The sequence below is a fragment of the Pseudoalteromonas sp. SWYJZ12 genome (assembly GCF_015864395.1).
In the GTDB taxonomy this organism is placed as follows: Bacteria; Pseudomonadota; Gammaproteobacteria; order Enterobacterales; family Alteromonadaceae; genus Pseudoalteromonas; species Pseudoalteromonas arctica.
The window spans coordinates 122,317-140,551 of the sequence record NZ_JADYXH010000007.1 but is presented as its reverse complement, the minus strand read 5'-3'; the positions used below and the strand labels follow the sequence as shown (position 1 = coordinate 140,551).

The window sequence follows — 18,235 nt, the reverse complement described above, 5'->3', positions numbered from 1 at the left end:
CTAAGGAGTGCGTTATGTTTAAAGCATTAGCTATTGCAGGTTTTTCTTTATCAAGTTTAGTTATTTCTAATGTTGCTCAGGCCAATTGGCAGCTAGTGAATGATAAAAGCCAACTAAGCTTTGTTTCAATTAAAAAAGATTCGATTGCTGAAGCTCACCATTTTACTAACCTTGAAGGTATGCTTTCTGATAAAGGCGAGTTTAGCGTTAATGTTGATTTAACATCAGCCGAAACTCTAATTCCTATTCGTAATGAGCGTTTAACGACATTTTTATTCGAAGCGGCTAAATTTCCAAATGCTGTTTTAACTGCAAATTTAACTAAAGAACTGAGCAATATTAAAAAGCCTGGTCAATATGTATTGAAGGGTATTAAAGCTGAGCTTGATTTTCACGGTAATAAAAAGCCATTGGCAATTGATGTACTCGTTAACAGCACGCAAAGTGGTGATTTAACGGTATCATCATTAACACCTATTATTATTAATAGTGATGATTTTGGTGTAACTGAAGGCGTTAAAAAGCTGCAAGAGCTAGCGGGCTTACCTTCAATTGCAACAGCAGTGCCTGTTACATTTGCAATTACACTTAAAAAACAGTGATTTCTTTAAGTGAGCTTAGCAAGCAATTAAGCGAGCCAAGCAAACCTTTTGATAGTTGGCAGCCTAATCATTGTGGTGAACTACCAATTGTCATTAATCATGAGGGGAAATGGTTTTACGATGGCAGCGAAATAACACGCCCAGCCATGGTGAAGCTGTTTGCTTCTGTTCTATGTAAAGAAGGTGAGCAATTTTATTTAAAAACACCTGTCGAAAAAATAACAATAACGGTTGATGATGCGCCGTTTATTATTGTTGATTGGCGTTTTGAAAATACAGTGCAAGGGCAGGTGTTGTGTTGTATTGATAATTTAGCTAGGCAGTGGTTGGTGAGCGCTCAGCAGCCTTTAGTTATAAAAGACTATAAAGGGTCAAAAGTACCTTATCTAAAGCTACCTTATGGCTGTAGTGCGCGTGTTGCGCGAAGCGTATATTATCAGTGGGCTGAAAAAGCCGAGTCTGATAAACTCGGCTATTTTATTAAATCTGCAGGAAAGCAGTTTTATTTATCGTAACGCCAGCATTTAAGCCTCTGGGTTTGTTTCGTCTGTTATTGTCTCATCGGTAGGTGGTACAGCAATAACAGGACCTAAAAACCATTCATCTAGTTTTTTAGCTACTTCTGGTAAACCCGTGCCTTTTAATGATGAAAATGCATGAACTGTAATATCCCCATCAAGTGTGCTTAATTCACGACGAACTTGCAGTACTTGTGATTTACGAGGGCCTTGCTTTAATTTATCGGCTTTAGTTAATAGTGCCAATACTGGAATTTCACTACCAATAGCCCAATTAATTAAATCGCGGTCTAAATCTTTTAATGGATGACGAATATCCATTAAAATAACAATACCTTTTAAGCTTTGACGCTTTTGTAGGTATTCACCTAGCGATTTTTGCCATTTCTTTTTCATTTCGATTGGTACTTTAGCAAAACCATAGCCTGGTAAATCGATAAGGCGCATATCGTCAACATCAGCTAAATCGAATGTATTGATTAGCTGAGTACGTCCAGGTGTTTTACTTGTACGTGCTAGCTTCTGATCGGTTAATGCATTTAATGCACTCGACTTACCTGCGTTGGAGCGACCGGCAAACGCAACTTCAATTCCCGTATCAGCAGGTAATTTAGTAATGTCGGGAGCGCTTGTTACGAAAGACGCAGTATTATATTTGATACGAGATTTGAGCACAGGCTCTCCTAAAACTTAAATAAATAACGTTGAGTAAACCAAATTCACTCAGGGCGCGTATTTTATACTATAAAGGATGTATTAAAAAGCGTATTTAACCACCTAAAAACAGCACCTATGGTACATTTAAAACATGTTAAAGCTTAATCTAAGTCAAAACCCTGTAAATTATAAGCTTAATATGTGTAGAAAACGTGCCAGAGAATTTATTATCGTGTAGAATATATGTATTACAACATCACGATTGTAGATGATACAGGGTCGGAAACAGAGAATTCACCATGAAAAAAATAGCACTATCTTTAACAATATTGCTTGGTGCGTTGTCAGCAAGCAACGCAACAGCATTTGATGGCGATGTAAACGCAGGTAAAGAAAAATCAGCAACGTGTGCGGCTTGTCACGGCCCAGACGGTAATGCGCCGGTTAATATTTACCCTAAAATTGCAGGTCAACATCCAGATTATATCCTTAAGCAACTTCAGGATTTAAAATTAGGTATGACGTCAGGCGGCAAAGAAGGGCGTATGGATCCAGTAATGAGCGCTATGGCTATGCCACTTAGCGAGCAAGACATGAAAGATCTAGCTGCTTATTTTTCTTCAATGAACATGTCTGAAGGTGCTACACCTAAAGATGTTGTTGAAGTTGGCGAGATGCTTTTTAAAGCAGGCGATGCAGAACGTGGAATTCCATCATGTGCAGCATGTCATGGCCCACGTGGTAATGGCTCGTCACTTGCTAAGTTTCCAAAAATTTCTTTTCAGCATCCAGGATATATCAAGGCTCAACTTGAAAAATTCCGTGATGGTACTCGTCATAATGACTTAAATGGCATGATGGGCGATATTGCAAAAAAATTAACAGATAAAGACATCGAAGTACTTTCTCAGTATTTAGGTGGCTTACACTAAAGTCGTATTTATTTAGCAGTTAATAATAAATAAACTACAATGTGTTAAAAAAAGCAGCCCAGGCTGCTTTTTTTGTGTCAAAAATTAACGATATCGTCCGTTTCAATGTAAGACATTGACCATGTCTGGCTGTAAGAAAAGTCTTCTTTTTATTTTTGATTATTGATTAACTTATTGTAATTTATGTTTATTTTTATATCTCAATGTAATAAAGATAATAAAAGTTATATAAACCAGTTGTAACAAAATCATTAACGAGTAAATTAACCACTGTCGCAAAACAACAATAACAAAACGGAAATAACTATCAAGGAAAGTAACGCGGCATGACTACATAGCATAAGATTAGTGCTACTAAAGGAAATAATAAAAAAGTGTCAGGATGACCGAAAATAATAAAAAACTCATGGAAGTTTAATAATAAAAACAAAATGGAATGTAACAAGGAACGTAAAAATAATAACAATACGGACTGATAATAATAAAAATAATAAAGACTAAAAAAAGTCGAAGGGAGAAGTGTCCAGATAATGGCGCTCAGATTAGCAGGCGGTAGAGATGTTTTCTCTACCGCCTTTTTATTTGTCCTGTTACAATACCCACCGTTTAAAATTAGCGATTAATTAGCTAAGGCGCTTTTAAATGAGAGACCCAACCTCTAAGCGCAAACTGAATTCTTCTGGCTAGGCCAGCACTGCGATGCCCATTAATTTGCGCTTCGCTCAAAACCTCTTAAGTGAGATGATCAAGATATGAGTAGAACTAAAAAGTCACGCAAAAGCCCAGCAAACGGACCTGTTCGTTTAAGCCAAGATAAGCTTAAAGAAATGCGCGCATTAAAAGAGCAGCGAGTTAAAAAAACCAAAGGCGCTAAGCCAGGTTCTCGTAACGCGCCAGATTTACTAGATAGCGAAAGCCATAATGGTGGTCACGCGCCTAAAGATAAGCGTGTAGGCAGTAAAAAGCCGGTACCATTAATTGCAACTGCGCCTGAACCTAAAGTTGAAATGAAACGCAACTTAAAGCCAACTATTGAGCTGAAAAAGGTAATCGAGCCTGAATTTACACCTGAACAAGAGCTAGAAGCACTTGAGAATGACGAGCGTTTACTTAAATTAGTAGAGCGTCATGAAGAAGGTGAAATGCTAACTGGTAAAGATGCTAAGTACTTTAATAGCCGTATTGCTCGCCATCAGGCGTTATGTGAAATTCTTGGTATTGAAGACGAGGATGAAGACGAATTTGAAGATGACCTTGAAGATGATATTGAAAGCAAAGGCAATTCTGATTTCGATCAATACTTATCTGACGATTTAGCCAACGAATGGTTAGATGAAGACGACAAATAGTAAGGATAAATAATGAGTACCGCGGTAATTTTAGCCTTACTTTTAGGCGCTGCTATAATAGTTGGTCTGGCATTTTATGCGGGTCAGTTGCTGTATAAGTTAAATGCGCAAAAAAAGTTAATTGCTAAAACGCAGGCTGAACAAAAGCAAAAGCTTGAGAAGTCGCGTTTAAAGCGAAATGCCAAACTAGCCGATAGTATTCATTTAATTGCGCGTGCAATGAATGAAGAGCAGTGTGAGTTTTCTGAAGGCTGTTTACGTATTTGGGTACTTATGTCTCAATATGGCTTTGAGAGCGAGCGTGATTTAACGACACAATATCCTGGCATTTATAAAATGTACCAGGTAGTTAAAGAAATGCCGACACACGATGCACGTAAAAAATATGCTAAAAAAGAAATTTTTAAGCTAGATAAAGCTCGCTGGCAAGCTGAAGAAACACTTAAAGATGAAGTTAAAGCCGATTGCGCTAAAATTATCATCGAGTTTAAAGCCGCTCCTGGCAGCGATAAAGTAGTTTTTAACTAGCTTTAGTTTTTCGAGTACTCAAAAAAAGCAGACCTTGGTCTGCTTTTTTTATGCGTAAAAATTTTCATACTAATTGCATTAAATTAGTATCAGTTAAATCACTCGTGAAAAACGCGTCGCATTTATTTGTTTTTGTAAATGAGCGTCAAAGCACATGCAAATAATACGAATGAATAAGTTGCCGCGTGGCGTTACGCTAATTTTATTATCATTTATAGTGACTAGTTCATCTTTTATAAGCGGCGTAAGCGCAATTAACGCATCCTCAAAGTAGTCATTAAATATAAGCGCATGCTTTTCGCTAAAGTCTTGTATATCTAATTCAAACTGGCAAATGAGCTGCTTAATTGCATCAGCACGAATTACATCATCATGCGTTAAGTGCATACCTTTATTAAGGGCACAGCCGATTTGTGTTTCGATGCTGTGGTAATAATGTTTTAATTCTTTTTGATTTTGTAAAATGGCAGTGCCAATTTGTGAAATTGATGACACGCCTAAGCCTAATAAATCACAATTTCCATGGGTTGTATAACCTTGAAAATTACGATGTAACTTGCCTTCATTTTGCGCAATAGCTAGTTCGTTATCGGTTTTTGCAAAGTGGTCCATACCAATAAATTGATAGCCTGCTTGCGTCATCTGCTCCAGCGTGTTTTTAAACATAGTGAGTTTATTATGTGCACTGGGTAAATCTGCATCTTTAATCTTACGCTGTGCGGCAAAGCGCTCTGGTAAATGCGCGTAGTTAAACACCGATACTCGGTCAGGGCTTAACTCAATAAGTTGCTCTATAGTTTGCTTAAAGCTCTCTGGCGTTTGCAGAGGAAGCCCGTAAATCATATCTGCATTAATAGATTGAAATCCCAGCTCGCGAGCTTGTGTAATTAATTGCTTGACCGTATCTGCATTTTGCGGGCGATTAACAGCAAGTTGCACGTCGTCGTTAAAGTCTTGAATCCCAAATGAGACACGGTTAAAGCCAAGCATCCTTAAATCAACAAGCATATTATCGGCAAGTGAGCGTGGGTCTATTTCAATGCCGCGCTCTGTTGTGCTTGTAAAATTAAAGTGCTGCTCTAAAAGCTTAATTAGACGAGTCATTTGTTTTGCGGTTAAAAAGGTGGGAGTACCGCCACCTAAATGTAATTGCTCAACCGTGTAGCTTTTAAATAAAGGCGCTTGGGCAGTAATTTCTTTTGCTAAAAAGTCGAGATACGTATCTGCCTTAGATTGATGGCGGGTAATTATTTTATTACAGCCACAGTAGTAGCAAAGCTGACTACAAAACGGGATATGAATATATAGAGAAAGTGAACGGCTCGTTGATGATTCTACAGCGCTAAGTAGGTCTTGTTGTTGATATCCATCACGCAGTGATAGAGCTGTGGGATACGAGGTATAACGCGGGCCAGACACATTATATTTGTTTATTAGGGTTTGATCCCATTGTGGAAGTTTAATCATCACGCGCACCTAAGTATTTATTTAGGGGGTGATTATAAAAAAGTACGCAGTGAGGCGGTTTGATCTATAACAAAAAAGGTGCCGAAGCACCTTTTTTAATAAAATATCAATTAATGCGGTCTAATTAATACGTAACAGTATGGGCATCTTTGAGATATTGAAATAACTCTTTATAACCTTTACCCGGCTTTTCAGCTTTCGCTTCTTTCGCCGCATTACGAACCAATTGACGCATTTGCTGACGATCAAGAGACGGAAACTGTTCAATAGTCTCATTGATAAGGTCATCACCTTGTTCAATTAGGTCTGAACGTAATTGCTCAATTTTTTTGACCAATACTTCAGCTTGGTTATTTTTATTAAGCATTACATCGATAATCGCTCTAATAGCGTCAATGTTTTCTACAGTACGCAACGTTTTAGCGATGTAGTTTAAGTGACGGCGGTACGCGTCACTTTTATTACTTATTTTATCAGCAACAACCATTGCCGCTTTTAAATCGTCATTTAATGGCAGGCGTTCGCGCTGTTTTTTACCCATTTTGGCAATTTCAGTACCTAACTGATGAAACTCTTGCGCTTCGCGCTTAAGCTCCGTTCTTGATACATATTCAATTTCTTCTTCAATTTCAGCAGGCTTGCCTTTTTTCTTTGCCATGGGGTGCTCTTAAATAAAAATAACTTTTGCCATTATACATGAATATGATACTTAGGAATATTAGCTGATGTGATGCATTGAGTGTGTTAGCATTTAAATATAAGAAATGCGTGCATTATGCCTCTAAGGCTCAGGACTTAATTTATGAAAAGCCAACAAAACGATCCAATTTATTCTCAAATATCGCAAGTTAAAGATGCGGTAGCAGAAGTACTCGAACATGCCAAAAAATTAGGCGCAACAGCTGCAGAAGCGGCTATGTCTAGCACGTCTGGTTTATCGGTTAGTACACGAATGGGTGAAGTAGAAACCATTGAGTTTAACCAAGACGGCGGCTTAGGCATTAGTGTATACGTTGGTAATAATAAAGGTTCGGCGTCAACCGCTGATTTAAATCCAAAAACATTGCGCATGGTAGTCGAAAAAGCGATTGATATAGCCAAATTTACATCGGATGACCCATTTAACGGCGTTGCTGATAAAGAGTTACTTGAATTTAATCCTAAAGATTTAGATTTATACCATCCTTGGGATGTAAGCCCTGAGGAAGGTATTGAGCTTTGTCATGCTGCTGAGCAAGCTGCATTAAACGCAGATGAGCGCATTGTTAACTCTGATGGTGCGAGTTTTTCATCTCACCAAGGATTACGTGTTTATGGTAACAGCCATGGTTTGATAACTGGCTTTCCACGCACTCGTCATAGCATTAGTACGATGGTAATTGGTCAAGATGGTGAGCAGATGCAACGCGACTCTGCTTATACTGTTGCACGCGACCAAGCGGGTTTAAATGACGCAGCGGCAGTTGGGCTTGAAGCAGCAGCTGAAACATTGGCTAAATTAAATAGCCGAAAGTTAGGCACAATGAAAGTGCCTGTTATTTTTAGAGCCGATATTGCAAATTCATTGTTTGGTCACTTAGTGTCGGCAATTGGTGGTGGTGCGCTTTATCGTAAATCAAGTTTTTTACTTGATAGCTTAGGCACACAAGTATTTAGTAATTGTGTGAATATTGCCGAGCGCCCACATATTTTAAAAGGGTTGGCGTCGTCACCGTTTGATAGCGAAGGTGTTAAAACATTCGATAGGGAAATTATTCAAGGCGGCGAGCTACAAACTTATTTATTAGCAAGTTATGCCGCGCGTAAAATGAATATGACCCCAACAGGGCATGCTGGCGGTATACATAACTGGCTTGTTGAGCAAACTCATAACGATTTAACTGCACTATTAAAAATGATGGGCACCGGCTTATTAGTTACAGAGCTAATGGGGCAGGGCGTAAATACCGTAACGGGTGATTACTCTCGTGGTGCTGCTGGTTTTTGGGTTGAAAATGGTGAAATTCAATATCCTGTAAGCGAAATTACCATTGCTGGTAATTTAAAAGATATGTTTAAAGGCATATCTGCTATTGGTGGTGACATAGAACGCCGTGGTGGTATTCAAACTGGCTCAGTATTAATAGAGCAAATGCAAATAGCCGGCGCATAGTATTAATACGCAGTGTATACTTAGACCTAGAGTATTATCTCTGGGTCTAAGTGAGCTTTTACGAGGTGTAAAATGGCTAAAGATAGATATGCACCAAAACCGCTAACCGATATTATGGCGGGGTTAAATAATCGTTTATCAGCTTATGCAGGCAAAAGCCAAGCACTTGATACACAGCAAACCCTATTAAAAGATTTTTTGGGTCCTAAGTTGGGTGATAAATGCCGAGTCAGTAATTACCGAGACGGCACGCTAATGATAGAGGCGGTATCTGCACCTATCGCGCTTAGGCTTAATTATTTAAAAATGGATATGCTTTCACATTTTAGAGCTGCCGGAATGGCAGAGCTCGGGCAAATAAAAATAACTGCAAATCCTCAAGCAACTCAGAGATTAAGTACAGCGAATAAGTCGGGCAGTCCTGCAGTTACCAACTCACGTAAAATGAGTGAGCAAACAGCTGATTACTTAAACGCGATAGCATCTTCTGCACCCCCTTCTTTAAAAGAAAAACTAGAGCGTTTAGCGCTTCACGGAAAAAATAAAAGTAAGTATTAACTACTCACCATCTTGTTATTGGTGGGGCTAATTTGGCAGCTCACCGCATTCAAAATACTTTGTTACATATTCCATTTTATTGTTGGCTTAATGAGGTTTATGATACTGCGTGGGCTTTATATTGATCGAAAGCTCTTTGATACCCATTCCATTAAGTAAAAGCGTGTAGGCAGTGCTATTTTTACTCCTGCTATATTCAAGAATTTAATGGAGTTGGTATGTGATACCAACCTGCATAAGTCTTTGATCAATTTAACGAATTAAATTGCACTATAACGTCGTTAAAAATTTTTTATTTAGAGCAACTAGATACAAAAACTTTTGCCTGGTTCTAGCGTAATTTTCTTAACGTTAAATAGACCCCATATATAAGCAGATTGGTATGATTCAATTCTAACTAACAAACGGAATAATTATGAATAAAGTAACAATGGCTGCTGCAAGTATCGCACTTGCGCTTGGCTTGGTAGGTTGTGGTGAAAAACAACAAGAAACAAAAGTAACCGACACTCCAGTAGTAACAGCACCCGCTGAAAAACCACTAGAGCTTGGTATTGAATTAGCTAATATGGATAGTTCAGTACGCGCACAAGACGATTTTTACTACCATGTAAATGGTCAGTGGTTAGCTAAAACTGAAATACCAGGTGATAAATCTAACTACGGTTCTTTTTCGCAGTTATATGATGAGTCGCAAAAAGCGATGAAAATAGCCCTTGAAAGTGCAGCCGCAAACAAAGCCGCTAAAAAAGGCAGTGATGAGTACAAAATTGGTGCATTTTATAAAAGCTATATGAATAAAGATGCGCGTAATGAGCTAGGTATTACGCCATTACAACCGTCATTAGATACAATTGATAGCGTTAAATCTAAAGCTGATTTAGTGGGTTTAATGGCTAAAATTCAAAAACAAGGCGGTACTTTACCGTTTGGTTGGTTTGTAAATAACGATGCTAAAAATTCAAGTGAGTATGCATTGTATTTATCTCAGTCGGGTCTTGGTTTACCTGATCGTGACTATTACTTAAAAGATGACGAAAAATTCACTAAAATTCGCGCTTCTTACGAACAATACATCACTGATGTTTTAGCAAAGTCAGGCGTTAAAAATGCAGCAGAAGCAGCTAAGAGCGTACTTGCATTTGAAAAAACACTAGCTGATGCTCAGTGGAGCCGTGTGCAAAGCCGTGATGCAACTAAATCTTATAACAAGATGACAGTAGCAGATGCAAGCAAGTTGATGGGTGACCTTGATTTAGCTGCATTCTTTAAAGATGCAGGCGTGAGTGCAAGTGACATTATTGTACGTCAACCAAGCTACTTAGAAGCACTTGCTACTATTTACAAAGACACTGATTTAGCGACGTGGAAAAACTACTTAAAATTTCATTTTGTAAGTGGTTATGCAGAGCTACTTAGTGAAGATTTAGTTAACCTTAACTTTGACTTTTACAGCACAACACTTCGTGGCGTAGAAGAACAAGCACCTCTTTGGAAGCAAGCGGTTGATGCATCTAACAGTGTACTTGGTGAAATTTTAGGTAAGGTATACGTTAAAGATAACTTCCCGCCAGAAGCTAAAGCACGCATGGAAGAATTAGTTGATAACGTAATTAAAGGTTACGGTGTTGCTATTGAAAATCTTGAGTGGATGAGCCCTGAAACAAAGCTTGCAGCGAAAGAAAAACTAGACAAATTTACGCCTAAAATTGGTTACCCAGACACGTGGAAAGATTACTCAGAGCTGGATATTAACTCAGATGAGCTAGTAGGTAACTACATTCGTTATAGCGAATGGGCATACGCAGACATGATTGCTAAATTGGGTAAACCAGTTGATCGCTCTGAGTGGCACATGACTCCGCAAACAGTAAATGCGTATTACAATCCAGTAAACAACGAAATTGTATTTCCAGCAGCTATTTTACAACCGCCATTCTTTAATTTAGAAGCGGATGATGCTGTAAACTACGGCGCAATTGGTGCAGTAATTGGGCATGAGCTTGGTCATGGTTTTGACGACCAAGGTGCTAAATATGACGGTGATGGCAACTTACGTAACTGGTGGAGTGAGACTGACCTTAAGCAATTTGAAGAGCGTACAGCGGCTTTAGTTGCACAGTATAACGAATATAAACCGTTTGAAGATGCAAGTGTTAATGGCGAGCTAACGCTTGGCGAAAACATTGGTGACTTAGGTGGCTTAACGGTTGCGCATAAAGCGTATATGCTGTCTTTAGGTGATAAAAAATCACCAGTGATTGATGGTTACACAGGCGATCAACGCTTCTTTATGGGTTGGTCACAAATTTGGCGTCGTAACTATCGCGATGAAGAGTTACGTAATCGTTTATTAACAGACCCTCATTCACCAAGTCACTACCGTGTAATCGGTATCTTGTCGAATATGCCTGAGTTTTACGAAGCGTTTGACGTAAAAGAAGGTGATAAAATGTATATCAAACCAGAAGATCGCGTAAAAATTTGGTAATTTACTAAATAGACCGATTTAAAGTTAATAAAAAACCAGTAAGTTTTTAGCTTACTGGTTTTTTTGTATCTTGAATTTGTAAATAACCTAAACTATGGGTAATAAAACTATCTCAAGCAGCTATTTTCAGCGCTAACTGCGTTGAATTTACTTGCAATAGGCCAGCTATTGACGCGTAAATTCGCCTTGTTTTCACTAAAAATCTCTGGCTAGAGAAAATAAATTTAAATATCACCATGATTCAATACGTTAATAAATCTCTTAACCAGAGTTCAGGTTAAATAAGCTTTAGCTCATTAAGCATTGGTGCATCCATTTTTCGTTACTGAGTATGTTTTTATAAAGCGCGAGTTGGTTTTGTGCTCGCTCTAAATTATGCTCTGCATGAGCCACTTTAAAGTACACATCGTTATTTAAGTAATCAGTTAAAAAGCGCACACTTAACATGAGCGGCATTATTTTAGCGCCTAACAGCAGGCTTTCTTGTTCTTTTGTACTCATGCTACTTTTTAATGGCGTTACATAGCCTTTAACAATGGCTGAAAATATATCTTTTCGAATAATAACGTTGTGTAAGTTTGTTGAATCCTCGGCTTCGGGGGAGCAGAAAGTGCGTACCATGTCGCCAAAATCATAAAGCCTAAATCCCGCCATGCAGGTATCTAAATCAATCACTGCTTTTGCTTTGTGAGTTGCACTACAAAACAGCATATTATTTATTTTTGTATCGTTATGACACACTCTAAGTGGTATCTGCTTAGCTATGCTATTAAGCTCGGTGATTAAATGTTGCTGCGATAAGCAATATTCTATTTCGTCAGCGCAGTGCTTTACTCTATTTACAGAGTTATTTGTGATTGCGGTATTTAATTGCTCAAAGCGCATCGCTAAGTTATGAAAATCAGGAATTACAGTATGTAGTTGTTGTGTATCAAAATCTTGTAATGCATGAGCAAACACGCCAAAGGCGTAAGCCGCTTGCTCGCTCTGTTGCGCATTTTTAACAACGTCTTCGCTGTAACTGTCACTAATATAGCTAAGGACGCGATAATGCGCGCTATCAATTTCTATTAAGTGTTCGTTGTTTTGTATGGCTATATGTTTAACTGTTTCAAGGGGGTAGTTGCTTTGTAGTTGTTTGGTATTTAAATGCTGCTCAATTAGCTTTGCATTACTTACTAACTGAGCAGGGTATTTAAATACCTCAGTATTAAGTTTTTGCACAATAAACTGTTTATCAATACACGTAAGTAGCCATGTACTATTTATATGGCCGCTACCAATCACACTAACTTGAGTTAACTCAGGATTTAATGCTAATTGTTCGCTTAGCTTATTTTGTATTGAGATGTTCATTGTGCTCACTTGTACCTAGTTTGTTATGCGTATCGAGCTACTATTTTCTCGATAATTTCAGCATTAGCTTCAGGAAAATCATAATTTTCTAATTCACTAATTGCTACCCATTCACTAGGTTGCCCTTCAGCGCCATGTGCTTCACCGCTAAAGTTACTTACTACGTGTACATCTAATTTAACGCATTTATCGCCGTAGTCATGTTCAATCACCATAAGTTGGCTAGAGCTGTGAATCGTTAATCCAACTTCTTCAGTAAGCTCGCGTTTAAGTGCAACAAAAACACTTTCACCTGCTTCTACTTTGCCACCAGGAAATTCCCATAAACCGCCTTGATGTTGTTCATCTGCGCGTTTACAAATGAATATAGCGTTATTTTTCTTAATAACACCAACAGCTACATGTACAATTTCTATAGTCATTACTTTAAAACTCCATAAAAAAAAGCGACGCTAGCGCCGCTTTTTAATAAGCTAATAACAATATTGGGCTATTTTAATTTACCGCAACATTGTTTGAATTTTTGACCTGATTTACAAGGACAAGGGTCATTACGACCTACTTTTGGTTCTGTACGAGCCATTACAGTAGCTGTTTCTGGTGCTGGCGCTTCGCCACCTACTTGCTCAGCTTCTTCATGTTGGTATTCGCGAGGAGCATTTTCACTTTTACGGTGTTGCTCTTCTACTTTTTCAACATCTTCTTCTGCGCGTACTTGTACTTTACTTAGGATGCTTACAACATCTACTTTCAAGTTTTCAAGCATTTCAGAAAACAGCTCAAACGACTCACGCTTATACTCTTGCTTAGGATTCTTTTGCGCGTAACCACGTAAATGAATACCTTGACGTAAGTGATCCATAGCAGCAAGGTGATCTTTCCAATGCTGATCAAGACTTTGTAGCATAATCGCTTTTTCGAATTGACGTAAAACAGAATCGCCAACTTGCTCTTCTTTTTGCTTGTACGACTGCTCAACCGCCTGCTCAATACGCTCACGAAGTTTTTCTTCGTATAGTTTATTGTCATCTGCTAACCACTGAGTAATTGGTAATTCAATTAAGAAGTCTTGTTTTAAACGTTCTTCAAGGCCAGGAATATCCCACATTTCAGCAAGGCTTTGTGGTGCAATGTATTGATCAATTACACTAGCAAGAACATCACCACGAATTGCTGTGATAGTTTCTGAAATATCGCCTTCTTCAAGTAGCTCATTACGTTGAGAGTAAACAACGCGACGTTGATCGTTTGCTACATCATCGTATTCAAGTAGTTGCTTACGAACATCAAAGTTACGTGCTTCTACTTTTCGCTGTGCATTTTCAATCGCACGGTTTACCCATGGATGTTCAATTGCTTCACCGCGTTGCATACCTAGTTTACGCATCATGTTAGTCATGCGTTCACCAGCGAAGATACGCATTAGTGCATCGTCCATCGATAAGTAAAAACGGCTAGAACCGGCGTCACCTTGACGACCAGAACGACCACGTAATTGGTTATCTATACGACGAGATTCGTGACGTTCAGTACCAATGATATGTAAACCGCCAGCATCAATTACCGCATCATGGCGAATTTTCCAAGCTGCTTTAATTTCAGCAATTTGCTCAGCAGTTGGGTTCTCAAGTTTTTCAACTTCACTGTTCCAGTTACCACCTAACACGATATCGGTACCACGACCGGCCATGTTGGTTGCAATTGTTACTGTACCTGGTAGGCCAGCATCTGAAACGATATCTGCTTCTTGCGCATGAAATTTGGCATTAAGTACGTTGTGCTTAATTTTTTCTTTGCGTAAAAACTGCGATAAATACTCAGAGCTTTCAATTGAAATAGTACCTACAAGTACCGGTTGTCCGCGGTCTTGACAGTCTTTAATGTCAATTAAAATTGCTTCGTATTTTTCTTCTTGTGTTAGGTAAACTAAGTCGGCGCGATCATCACGAACCATTGGCTTATTAGTTGGCATAACAACAGTATCTAGGCCGTAGATAGATTGAAACTCAAAAGCTTCAGTATCGGCAGTACCTGTCATACCTGCTAATGTTTCGTATAAACGGAAGTAGTTTTGGAACGTAATAGATGCAAGTGTTTGGTTTTCGTTCTGAATATTTACACCTTCTTTAGCTTCAACAGCTTGGTGTAAACCTTCTGACCAACGACGACCTTCCATTGAACGACCAGTATGCTCATCGATAATGATTACTTCGTTTTCTTTTACTACGTAATCAACATCTTTTTGGTATAGCTTGTGGGCACGAAGGGCGGCATAAACGTGACTTAGTAGCGTAATGCTTGCTGCTGAGTAAAGCGAATCGCCTTCTTCAATTAAGCCGCGTTCGGTAAGTAGCTCTTCTACTTTAATTTGACCACGTTCTGTTAAATGAACTTGCTTAGACTTTTCATCAATAGTGTAATCGCCGTCGCCTTCAACACCTTCTTCGTCTTCTTTTTCTTGAAGTTCAAGTAAAGGAACGATGGTATTTATTTCAGTGTATAGCTCAGAGCTGTCCTCAGCTGGGCCTGAAATAATAAGCGGAGTACGCGCTTCATCAATTAAGATTGAATCCACTTCATCGACTACGGCATAAAATAATGGACGCTGAACACGTTCATCAATGCTAAAAGCCATATTATCGCGAAGGTAGTCAAAACCAAATTCGTTATTTGTACCGTACGTAATGTCAGCAGTATAAGCTAGCTTCTTCTGCTGTGGCATCATACCCGGTACGTTACAGCCTACAGTAAGGCCTAAAAATTCAAATAACGCACGGTTGGTTTCAGCATCACGTTTAGCAAGGTAGTCATTCACAGTAATTACGTGAACACCTTTGCCTGTTAAGCCGTTTAAATAAGCTGGTAGGGTAGCTGTTAGTGTTTTACCTTCACCGGTACGCATTTCTGCAATGCGACCTTGATGTAAAACCATACCACCTAATAACTGCACGTCGAAATGACGCATGCCATTTACACGCTTTGACGCTTCACGTACCACAGCAAAAGCTTCAGGTAGGATATCGTCAAGGCCTTGTCCGTTATCGTAACGTTCTCTAAACTCGGCTGTTTTAGCTCTTAAATCTTCATCAGAAAGCGCTTCAAGTTGCGTTTCTAGCGCATTGATTAGCGCGACCGTCTTTCTTAAGTTTTTAATAGTGCGGTCATTGCGACTACCAAAAAGCTTGGTAAATAAATTAGATATCATGATAAAACCGTTACAATGTATTCTTTGTCAGCCGAGTATCGGCTAACCCATTTTTAACAATTGGTAATTAATATGTGCTTTTAAATAACACTTAGAACATATTAATTAGCAATATCGTATTAAACCGCTCAAAAAGCACTGTTTATTACGTGCGCTACTATACCAGACTCTGCCAAACAACAAACTATCTCAATAAAAAGATCTGTGTATAAAATCGAAAAATTTGATCTGGTTCGTAAAAATAACTTTGTATTACTCAATTACAGTAAAAATAGTAGCGAACTGTAAAGATATGGTGCTAAATAAATTAAAAACAAGGGTTATAGCTGCGCTTAAGTTTGACGCTTAAACACAGCTATTAAATGAGTGTTTTATAATTTAAATTGGTTAACCGTTTTGTTAAGTGCTGCAGCTAAACCACTTAAGTCACGAGCTTCGTCAGCGAGGGTGTGCGCATGGTCAGCGGTACTGTTCACTAAGTTATTAATTGCCGAAAGGCTCGTATTAATATCTTCAGCAACGACTGTTTGCTCCTCAGTTGACGTGGCTATTTGATGACTTTGGTCTTGTACTTTAGTGACCGACTGCGCAATATTGTGAAGTGAGCTAAGTACTTCTTTAGTTTGCAGTACTGAGCCCTCGGTTTGATCTTGTCCTTGTTGCATCATCACTGAGGCCTGTTGAGCTATTTGCTGCAAGCGCGAAATCATATTACGAATATCGTCAGTTGATTCTTGTGTGCGACTTGCTAGTGAGCGTACTTCATCAGCAACAACGGCAAAGCCTCGACCGTGTTCACCGGCACGAGCTGCCTCTATAGCCGCATTAAGCGCAAGTAAGTTGGTTTGATCGGCTATTGAATTAATTACATCGACTAATGCGCCAATATTATTACTTTCTTGCTCAAGGCCTGCTACCACTTTAGATGCTTCGCCAATATGCAACGCCAGTTCAGTCATTACTTTTTGCGCCTGTGTAGAACGGCTTGCACCTTCAGCTGTAATTGCCTGAACTTCTTCAGCTGCGTTATTTGTATGTTGTGCATTACGTGATATTTCAAGCACAGTAGTCGCCATTTCAGTTACCGCAGCGCTGACGCTATCAACTTGCTGCTTCTCTTGCTGAATTTCAGAATTAGTTTGCTCAGAAACATGTCTTAGCTGAGCTGCTGCATTACTTAGCTGTTCTGCTTGCGCTGCGGTTTCTAGCATCATGGCGCGTAACTTATCAATAAAAGTGTTCATATGATTGGCCAGCTGTCCCACTTCATCTTGGCTATTAATATCAATTTTTTGAGTAAGGTCGCCTTCACCCGATGCTATATCACGCATAATGTGCGTAAGTGTTGTGATGGGTTTTGAAATCATATGGGTAGCCCATAAAATCATGGCTAATATAATAATTAAGATAATAACTACTGCAGTTGTTGTTGCGGTTACTGCGGCATTTACGGGCTCTTCAATCATGCTAGTAGGAATAAGTAAACCTACATACCAATCTATATAAGGCTGATCTAGCTGTAAGCGATGGTAAACCACATAAAACTGCTCACCTTTAAAAGTAACCATTTGGCTGCCTTTAAGGTTATTTCGCATTTGTGTATTTAATTCTTTAAAGCCTGCTGTATCTGTAAATTGTTGCTCAAGCGCATCGAGTCCTTCTTTACCGTTTGCACCTTCATCTGTAATTGAAAGTTTGTGTCCAGTGGCTTTTGAAAAGTGAACTACTTTTTGATTTCCATCGAGTAAAAATCCATAACCTTGGCCGTTAAAGCGAATATTTTCGACCATGTCGTTAATTTTGTTTAGTTGTAAATCAACACCGCCCATACCAATGAGTTTACGCTGTGCGTTATAAACAGGTTGTTGTACTACTGCAGATGCTACGCCTGTGGTTAAATCAACAGAGATTGGACCTACGTAAAGTTTGTTAACTTGCATGGCTTCTTGCCACCAACCACGCTTGTAGGCGTAATAAGGCTGGCCGTTGTAGTGACTTGTACGTTCATTTTCTTTAAAGTATTCACCGGTGGTTGCTGAGGCAAAAAAGGCCGATAAAATGTTTTCGTCGTTTGAGCTTAAACGCACAAAGTCTTGGTTTACTTCGTTGTAACCTGACGCGCTTTCGAGTGCTTGATCGCGAGTATCCCAATTTTCAAAAAAATTGATTAAATGTGGGTTATTAACAAAGGTTGATACCATTTTACCGTACATTGCAAAGTAACTTTGCATTGAAAGTTGCTCTGTCTGTAGATAACTTTGCGCTTCGTTTTCTATGTTTTCTCTAGAGAGGTTGGCAATGTGTTTAACAAAAAATGTTGAGGCGATAATTAGTAAAACGGTAATTGTTCCACCAATCAATAATAATATTTTCTTCCGTAATGATAAATTATTTAGCATGAGTGCGCATATTTTTATTAT

15 protein-coding genes are annotated in these 18,235 nt (G+C 38.8%); 8 read left to right on the top strand and 7 right to left on the bottom strand.

The features are described from left to right. Positions 1 to 14 precede the first annotated feature (14 nt). Together I6F42_RS10900 and I6F42_RS10895 are read left to right on the top strand one after the other, a co-directional pair. Positions 15 to 602, top strand: a complete 588-nt coding sequence (locus tag I6F42_RS10900; protein WP_007582084.1) for a YceI family protein — start codon at positions 15 to 17, stop codon at positions 600 to 602. After that, complete coding sequence (locus I6F42_RS10895) at positions 599 to 1,117, top strand: DUF1285 domain-containing protein (RefSeq protein WP_010553821.1); 519 nt, start codon at positions 599 to 601, stop codon at positions 1,115 to 1,117. The genes I6F42_RS10900 and I6F42_RS10895 overlap by 4 nt, the downstream gene beginning before the upstream one ends. A 9-nt stretch (positions 1,118 to 1,126) precedes the next feature. Here I6F42_RS10895 and yihA read toward each other — a convergent pair whose 3' ends face one another. Then, a complete protein-coding gene (yihA, locus tag I6F42_RS10890; protein WP_007377272.1) occupies positions 1,127 to 1,795 on the bottom strand; it encodes a ribosome biogenesis GTP-binding protein YihA/YsxC in 669 nt (222 codons plus the stop codon). Positions 1,796 to 2,076: 281 nt separating this feature from the next. On the opposite strand from yihA, the gene I6F42_RS10885 reads away from it, so the two are divergent. The 3 genes from I6F42_RS10885 (at position 2,077) to I6F42_RS10875 (ending at position 4,586) form a co-directional block, all read left to right on the top strand. Next, positions 2,077 to 2,709, top strand: a complete 633-nt coding sequence (locus tag I6F42_RS10885; RefSeq protein WP_024589909.1) for a cytochrome c — start codon at positions 2,077 to 2,079, stop codon at positions 2,707 to 2,709. Positions 2,710 to 3,461: 752 nt separating this feature from the next. Continuing rightward, a complete protein-coding gene (yihI, locus tag I6F42_RS10880; RefSeq protein ID WP_076925350.1) occupies positions 3,462 to 4,058 on the top strand; it encodes a Der GTPase-activating protein YihI in 597 nt (198 codons plus the stop codon). A 12-nt stretch (positions 4,059 to 4,070) separates the two neighbouring features. Further along, positions 4,071 to 4,586 (top strand): DUF2489 domain-containing protein, encoded by a 516-nt coding sequence (locus I6F42_RS10875; protein ID WP_010553820.1) that lies wholly within the window; start codon positions 4,071 to 4,073, stop codon positions 4,584 to 4,586. 93 nt (positions 4,587 to 4,679) lie between these two features. On the opposite strand, the gene hemN is transcribed toward I6F42_RS10875, so the two are convergent. Both hemN and yjgA read right to left on the bottom strand, forming a co-directional pair. Next, positions 4,680 to 6,053: an oxygen-independent coproporphyrinogen III oxidase gene (gene hemN / locus I6F42_RS10870; RefSeq protein WP_197152113.1), complete on the bottom strand. Its 1,374-nt coding sequence runs from the start codon at positions 6,051 to 6,053 to the stop codon at positions 4,680 to 4,682. A gap of 124 nt (positions 6,054 to 6,177) precedes the next feature. Then, entirely contained in the window at positions 6,178 to 6,711 is a 534-nt protein-coding gene (gene yjgA, locus I6F42_RS10865) for a ribosome biogenesis factor YjgA (protein WP_007582068.1), read from the bottom strand. Positions 6,712 to 6,855: 144 nt separating this feature from the next. On the opposite strand from yjgA, the gene pmbA reads away from it, so the two are divergent. The 3 genes from pmbA (at position 6,856) to I6F42_RS10850 (ending at position 11,254) form a co-directional block, all read left to right on the top strand. Next, positions 6,856 to 8,205 (top strand): metalloprotease PmbA, encoded by a 1,350-nt coding sequence (gene pmbA, locus I6F42_RS10860; protein WP_197152112.1) that lies wholly within the window; start codon positions 6,856 to 6,858, stop codon positions 8,203 to 8,205. A 72-nt stretch (positions 8,206 to 8,277) separates the two neighbouring features. After that, positions 8,278 to 8,763 carry a DUF721 domain-containing protein gene (locus I6F42_RS10855; protein ID WP_010553818.1) on the top strand — a complete coding sequence of 162 codons (486 nt, stop codon included), beginning with the start codon at positions 8,278 to 8,280 and terminating at the stop codon, positions 8,761 to 8,763. Between the two features lie 415 nt (positions 8,764 to 9,178). Beyond that, positions 9,179 to 11,254 carry a M13 family metallopeptidase gene (locus I6F42_RS10850; RefSeq protein WP_010553817.1) on the top strand — a complete coding sequence of 692 codons (2,076 nt, stop codon included), beginning with the start codon at positions 9,179 to 9,181 and terminating at the stop codon, positions 11,252 to 11,254. 288 nt (positions 11,255 to 11,542) lie between these two features. Here the strand turns inward: I6F42_RS10850 and I6F42_RS10845 are convergent, their stop codons facing one another. The 4 genes from I6F42_RS10845 to I6F42_RS10830 form a co-directional block, all read right to left on the bottom strand. After that, positions 11,543 to 12,610 carry a phosphotransferase enzyme family protein gene (locus I6F42_RS10845; RefSeq protein ID WP_010553816.1) on the bottom strand — a complete coding sequence of 356 codons (1,068 nt, stop codon included), beginning with the start codon at positions 12,608 to 12,610 and terminating at the stop codon, positions 11,543 to 11,545. 23 nt (positions 12,611 to 12,633) lie between these two features. After that, on the bottom strand, positions 12,634 to 13,032 hold the full coding sequence (mutT, locus tag I6F42_RS10840) for an 8-oxo-dGTP diphosphatase MutT (RefSeq protein ID WP_010553815.1): 399 nt from the start codon (positions 13,030 to 13,032) through the stop codon (positions 12,634 to 12,636). A gap of 68 nt (positions 13,033 to 13,100) precedes the next feature. Continuing rightward, the gene (gene secA / locus I6F42_RS10835) at positions 13,101 to 15,815 is read right to left on the bottom strand and encodes a preprotein translocase subunit SecA (protein WP_010553814.1); all 2,715 of its coding nucleotides are present in this window, start codon (positions 15,813 to 15,815) and stop codon (positions 13,101 to 13,103) included. Positions 15,816 to 16,186: 371 nt separating this feature from the next. Continuing rightward, positions 16,187 to 18,214 carry a methyl-accepting chemotaxis protein gene (locus I6F42_RS10830; RefSeq protein ID WP_197152111.1) on the bottom strand — a complete coding sequence of 676 codons (2,028 nt, stop codon included), beginning with the start codon at positions 18,212 to 18,214 and terminating at the stop codon, positions 16,187 to 16,189. Positions 18,215 to 18,235 lie beyond the last annotated feature (21 nt).

Bases quoted from the DNA above. Each gene is read 5' to 3' on its own strand.
- I6F42_RS10830 (WP_197152111.1), bottom strand. From the start codon at position 18,214: ATGCTAAATAATTTATCATTACGGAAGAAAATATTATTATTGATTGGT.
- secA (WP_010553814.1), bottom strand. From the start codon at position 15,815: ATGATATCTAATTTATTTACCAAGCTTTTTGGTAGTCGCAATGACCGC.
- yihI (WP_076925350.1), top strand. From the start codon at position 3,462: ATGAGTAGAACTAAAAAGTCACGCAAAAGCCCAGCAAACGGACCTGTT.
- I6F42_RS10900 (WP_007582084.1), top strand. From the start codon at position 15: ATGTTTAAAGCATTAGCTATTGCAGGTTTTTCTTTATCAAGTTTAGTT.
- I6F42_RS10850 (WP_010553817.1), top strand. From the start codon at position 9,179: ATGAATAAAGTAACAATGGCTGCTGCAAGTATCGCACTTGCGCTTGGC.
- I6F42_RS10875 (WP_010553820.1), top strand. From the start codon at position 4,071: ATGAGTACCGCGGTAATTTTAGCCTTACTTTTAGGCGCTGCTATAATA.
- hemN (WP_197152113.1), bottom strand. From the start codon at position 6,053: ATGATTAAACTTCCACAATGGGATCAAACCCTAATAAACAAATATAAT.
- yjgA (WP_007582068.1), bottom strand. From the start codon at position 6,711: ATGGCAAAGAAAAAAGGCAAGCCTGCTGAAATTGAAGAAGAAATTGAA.
- I6F42_RS10885 (WP_024589909.1), top strand. From the start codon at position 2,077: ATGAAAAAAATAGCACTATCTTTAACAATATTGCTTGGTGCGTTGTCA.
- pmbA (WP_197152112.1), top strand. From the start codon at position 6,856: ATGAAAAGCCAACAAAACGATCCAATTTATTCTCAAATATCGCAAGTT.
- I6F42_RS10855 (WP_010553818.1), top strand. From the start codon at position 8,278: ATGGCTAAAGATAGATATGCACCAAAACCGCTAACCGATATTATGGCG.
- mutT (WP_010553815.1), bottom strand. From the start codon at position 13,032: ATGACTATAGAAATTGTACATGTAGCTGTTGGTGTTATTAAGAAAAAT.
- I6F42_RS10845 (WP_010553816.1), bottom strand. From the start codon at position 12,610: ATGAACATCTCAATACAAAATAAGCTAAGCGAACAATTAGCATTAAAT.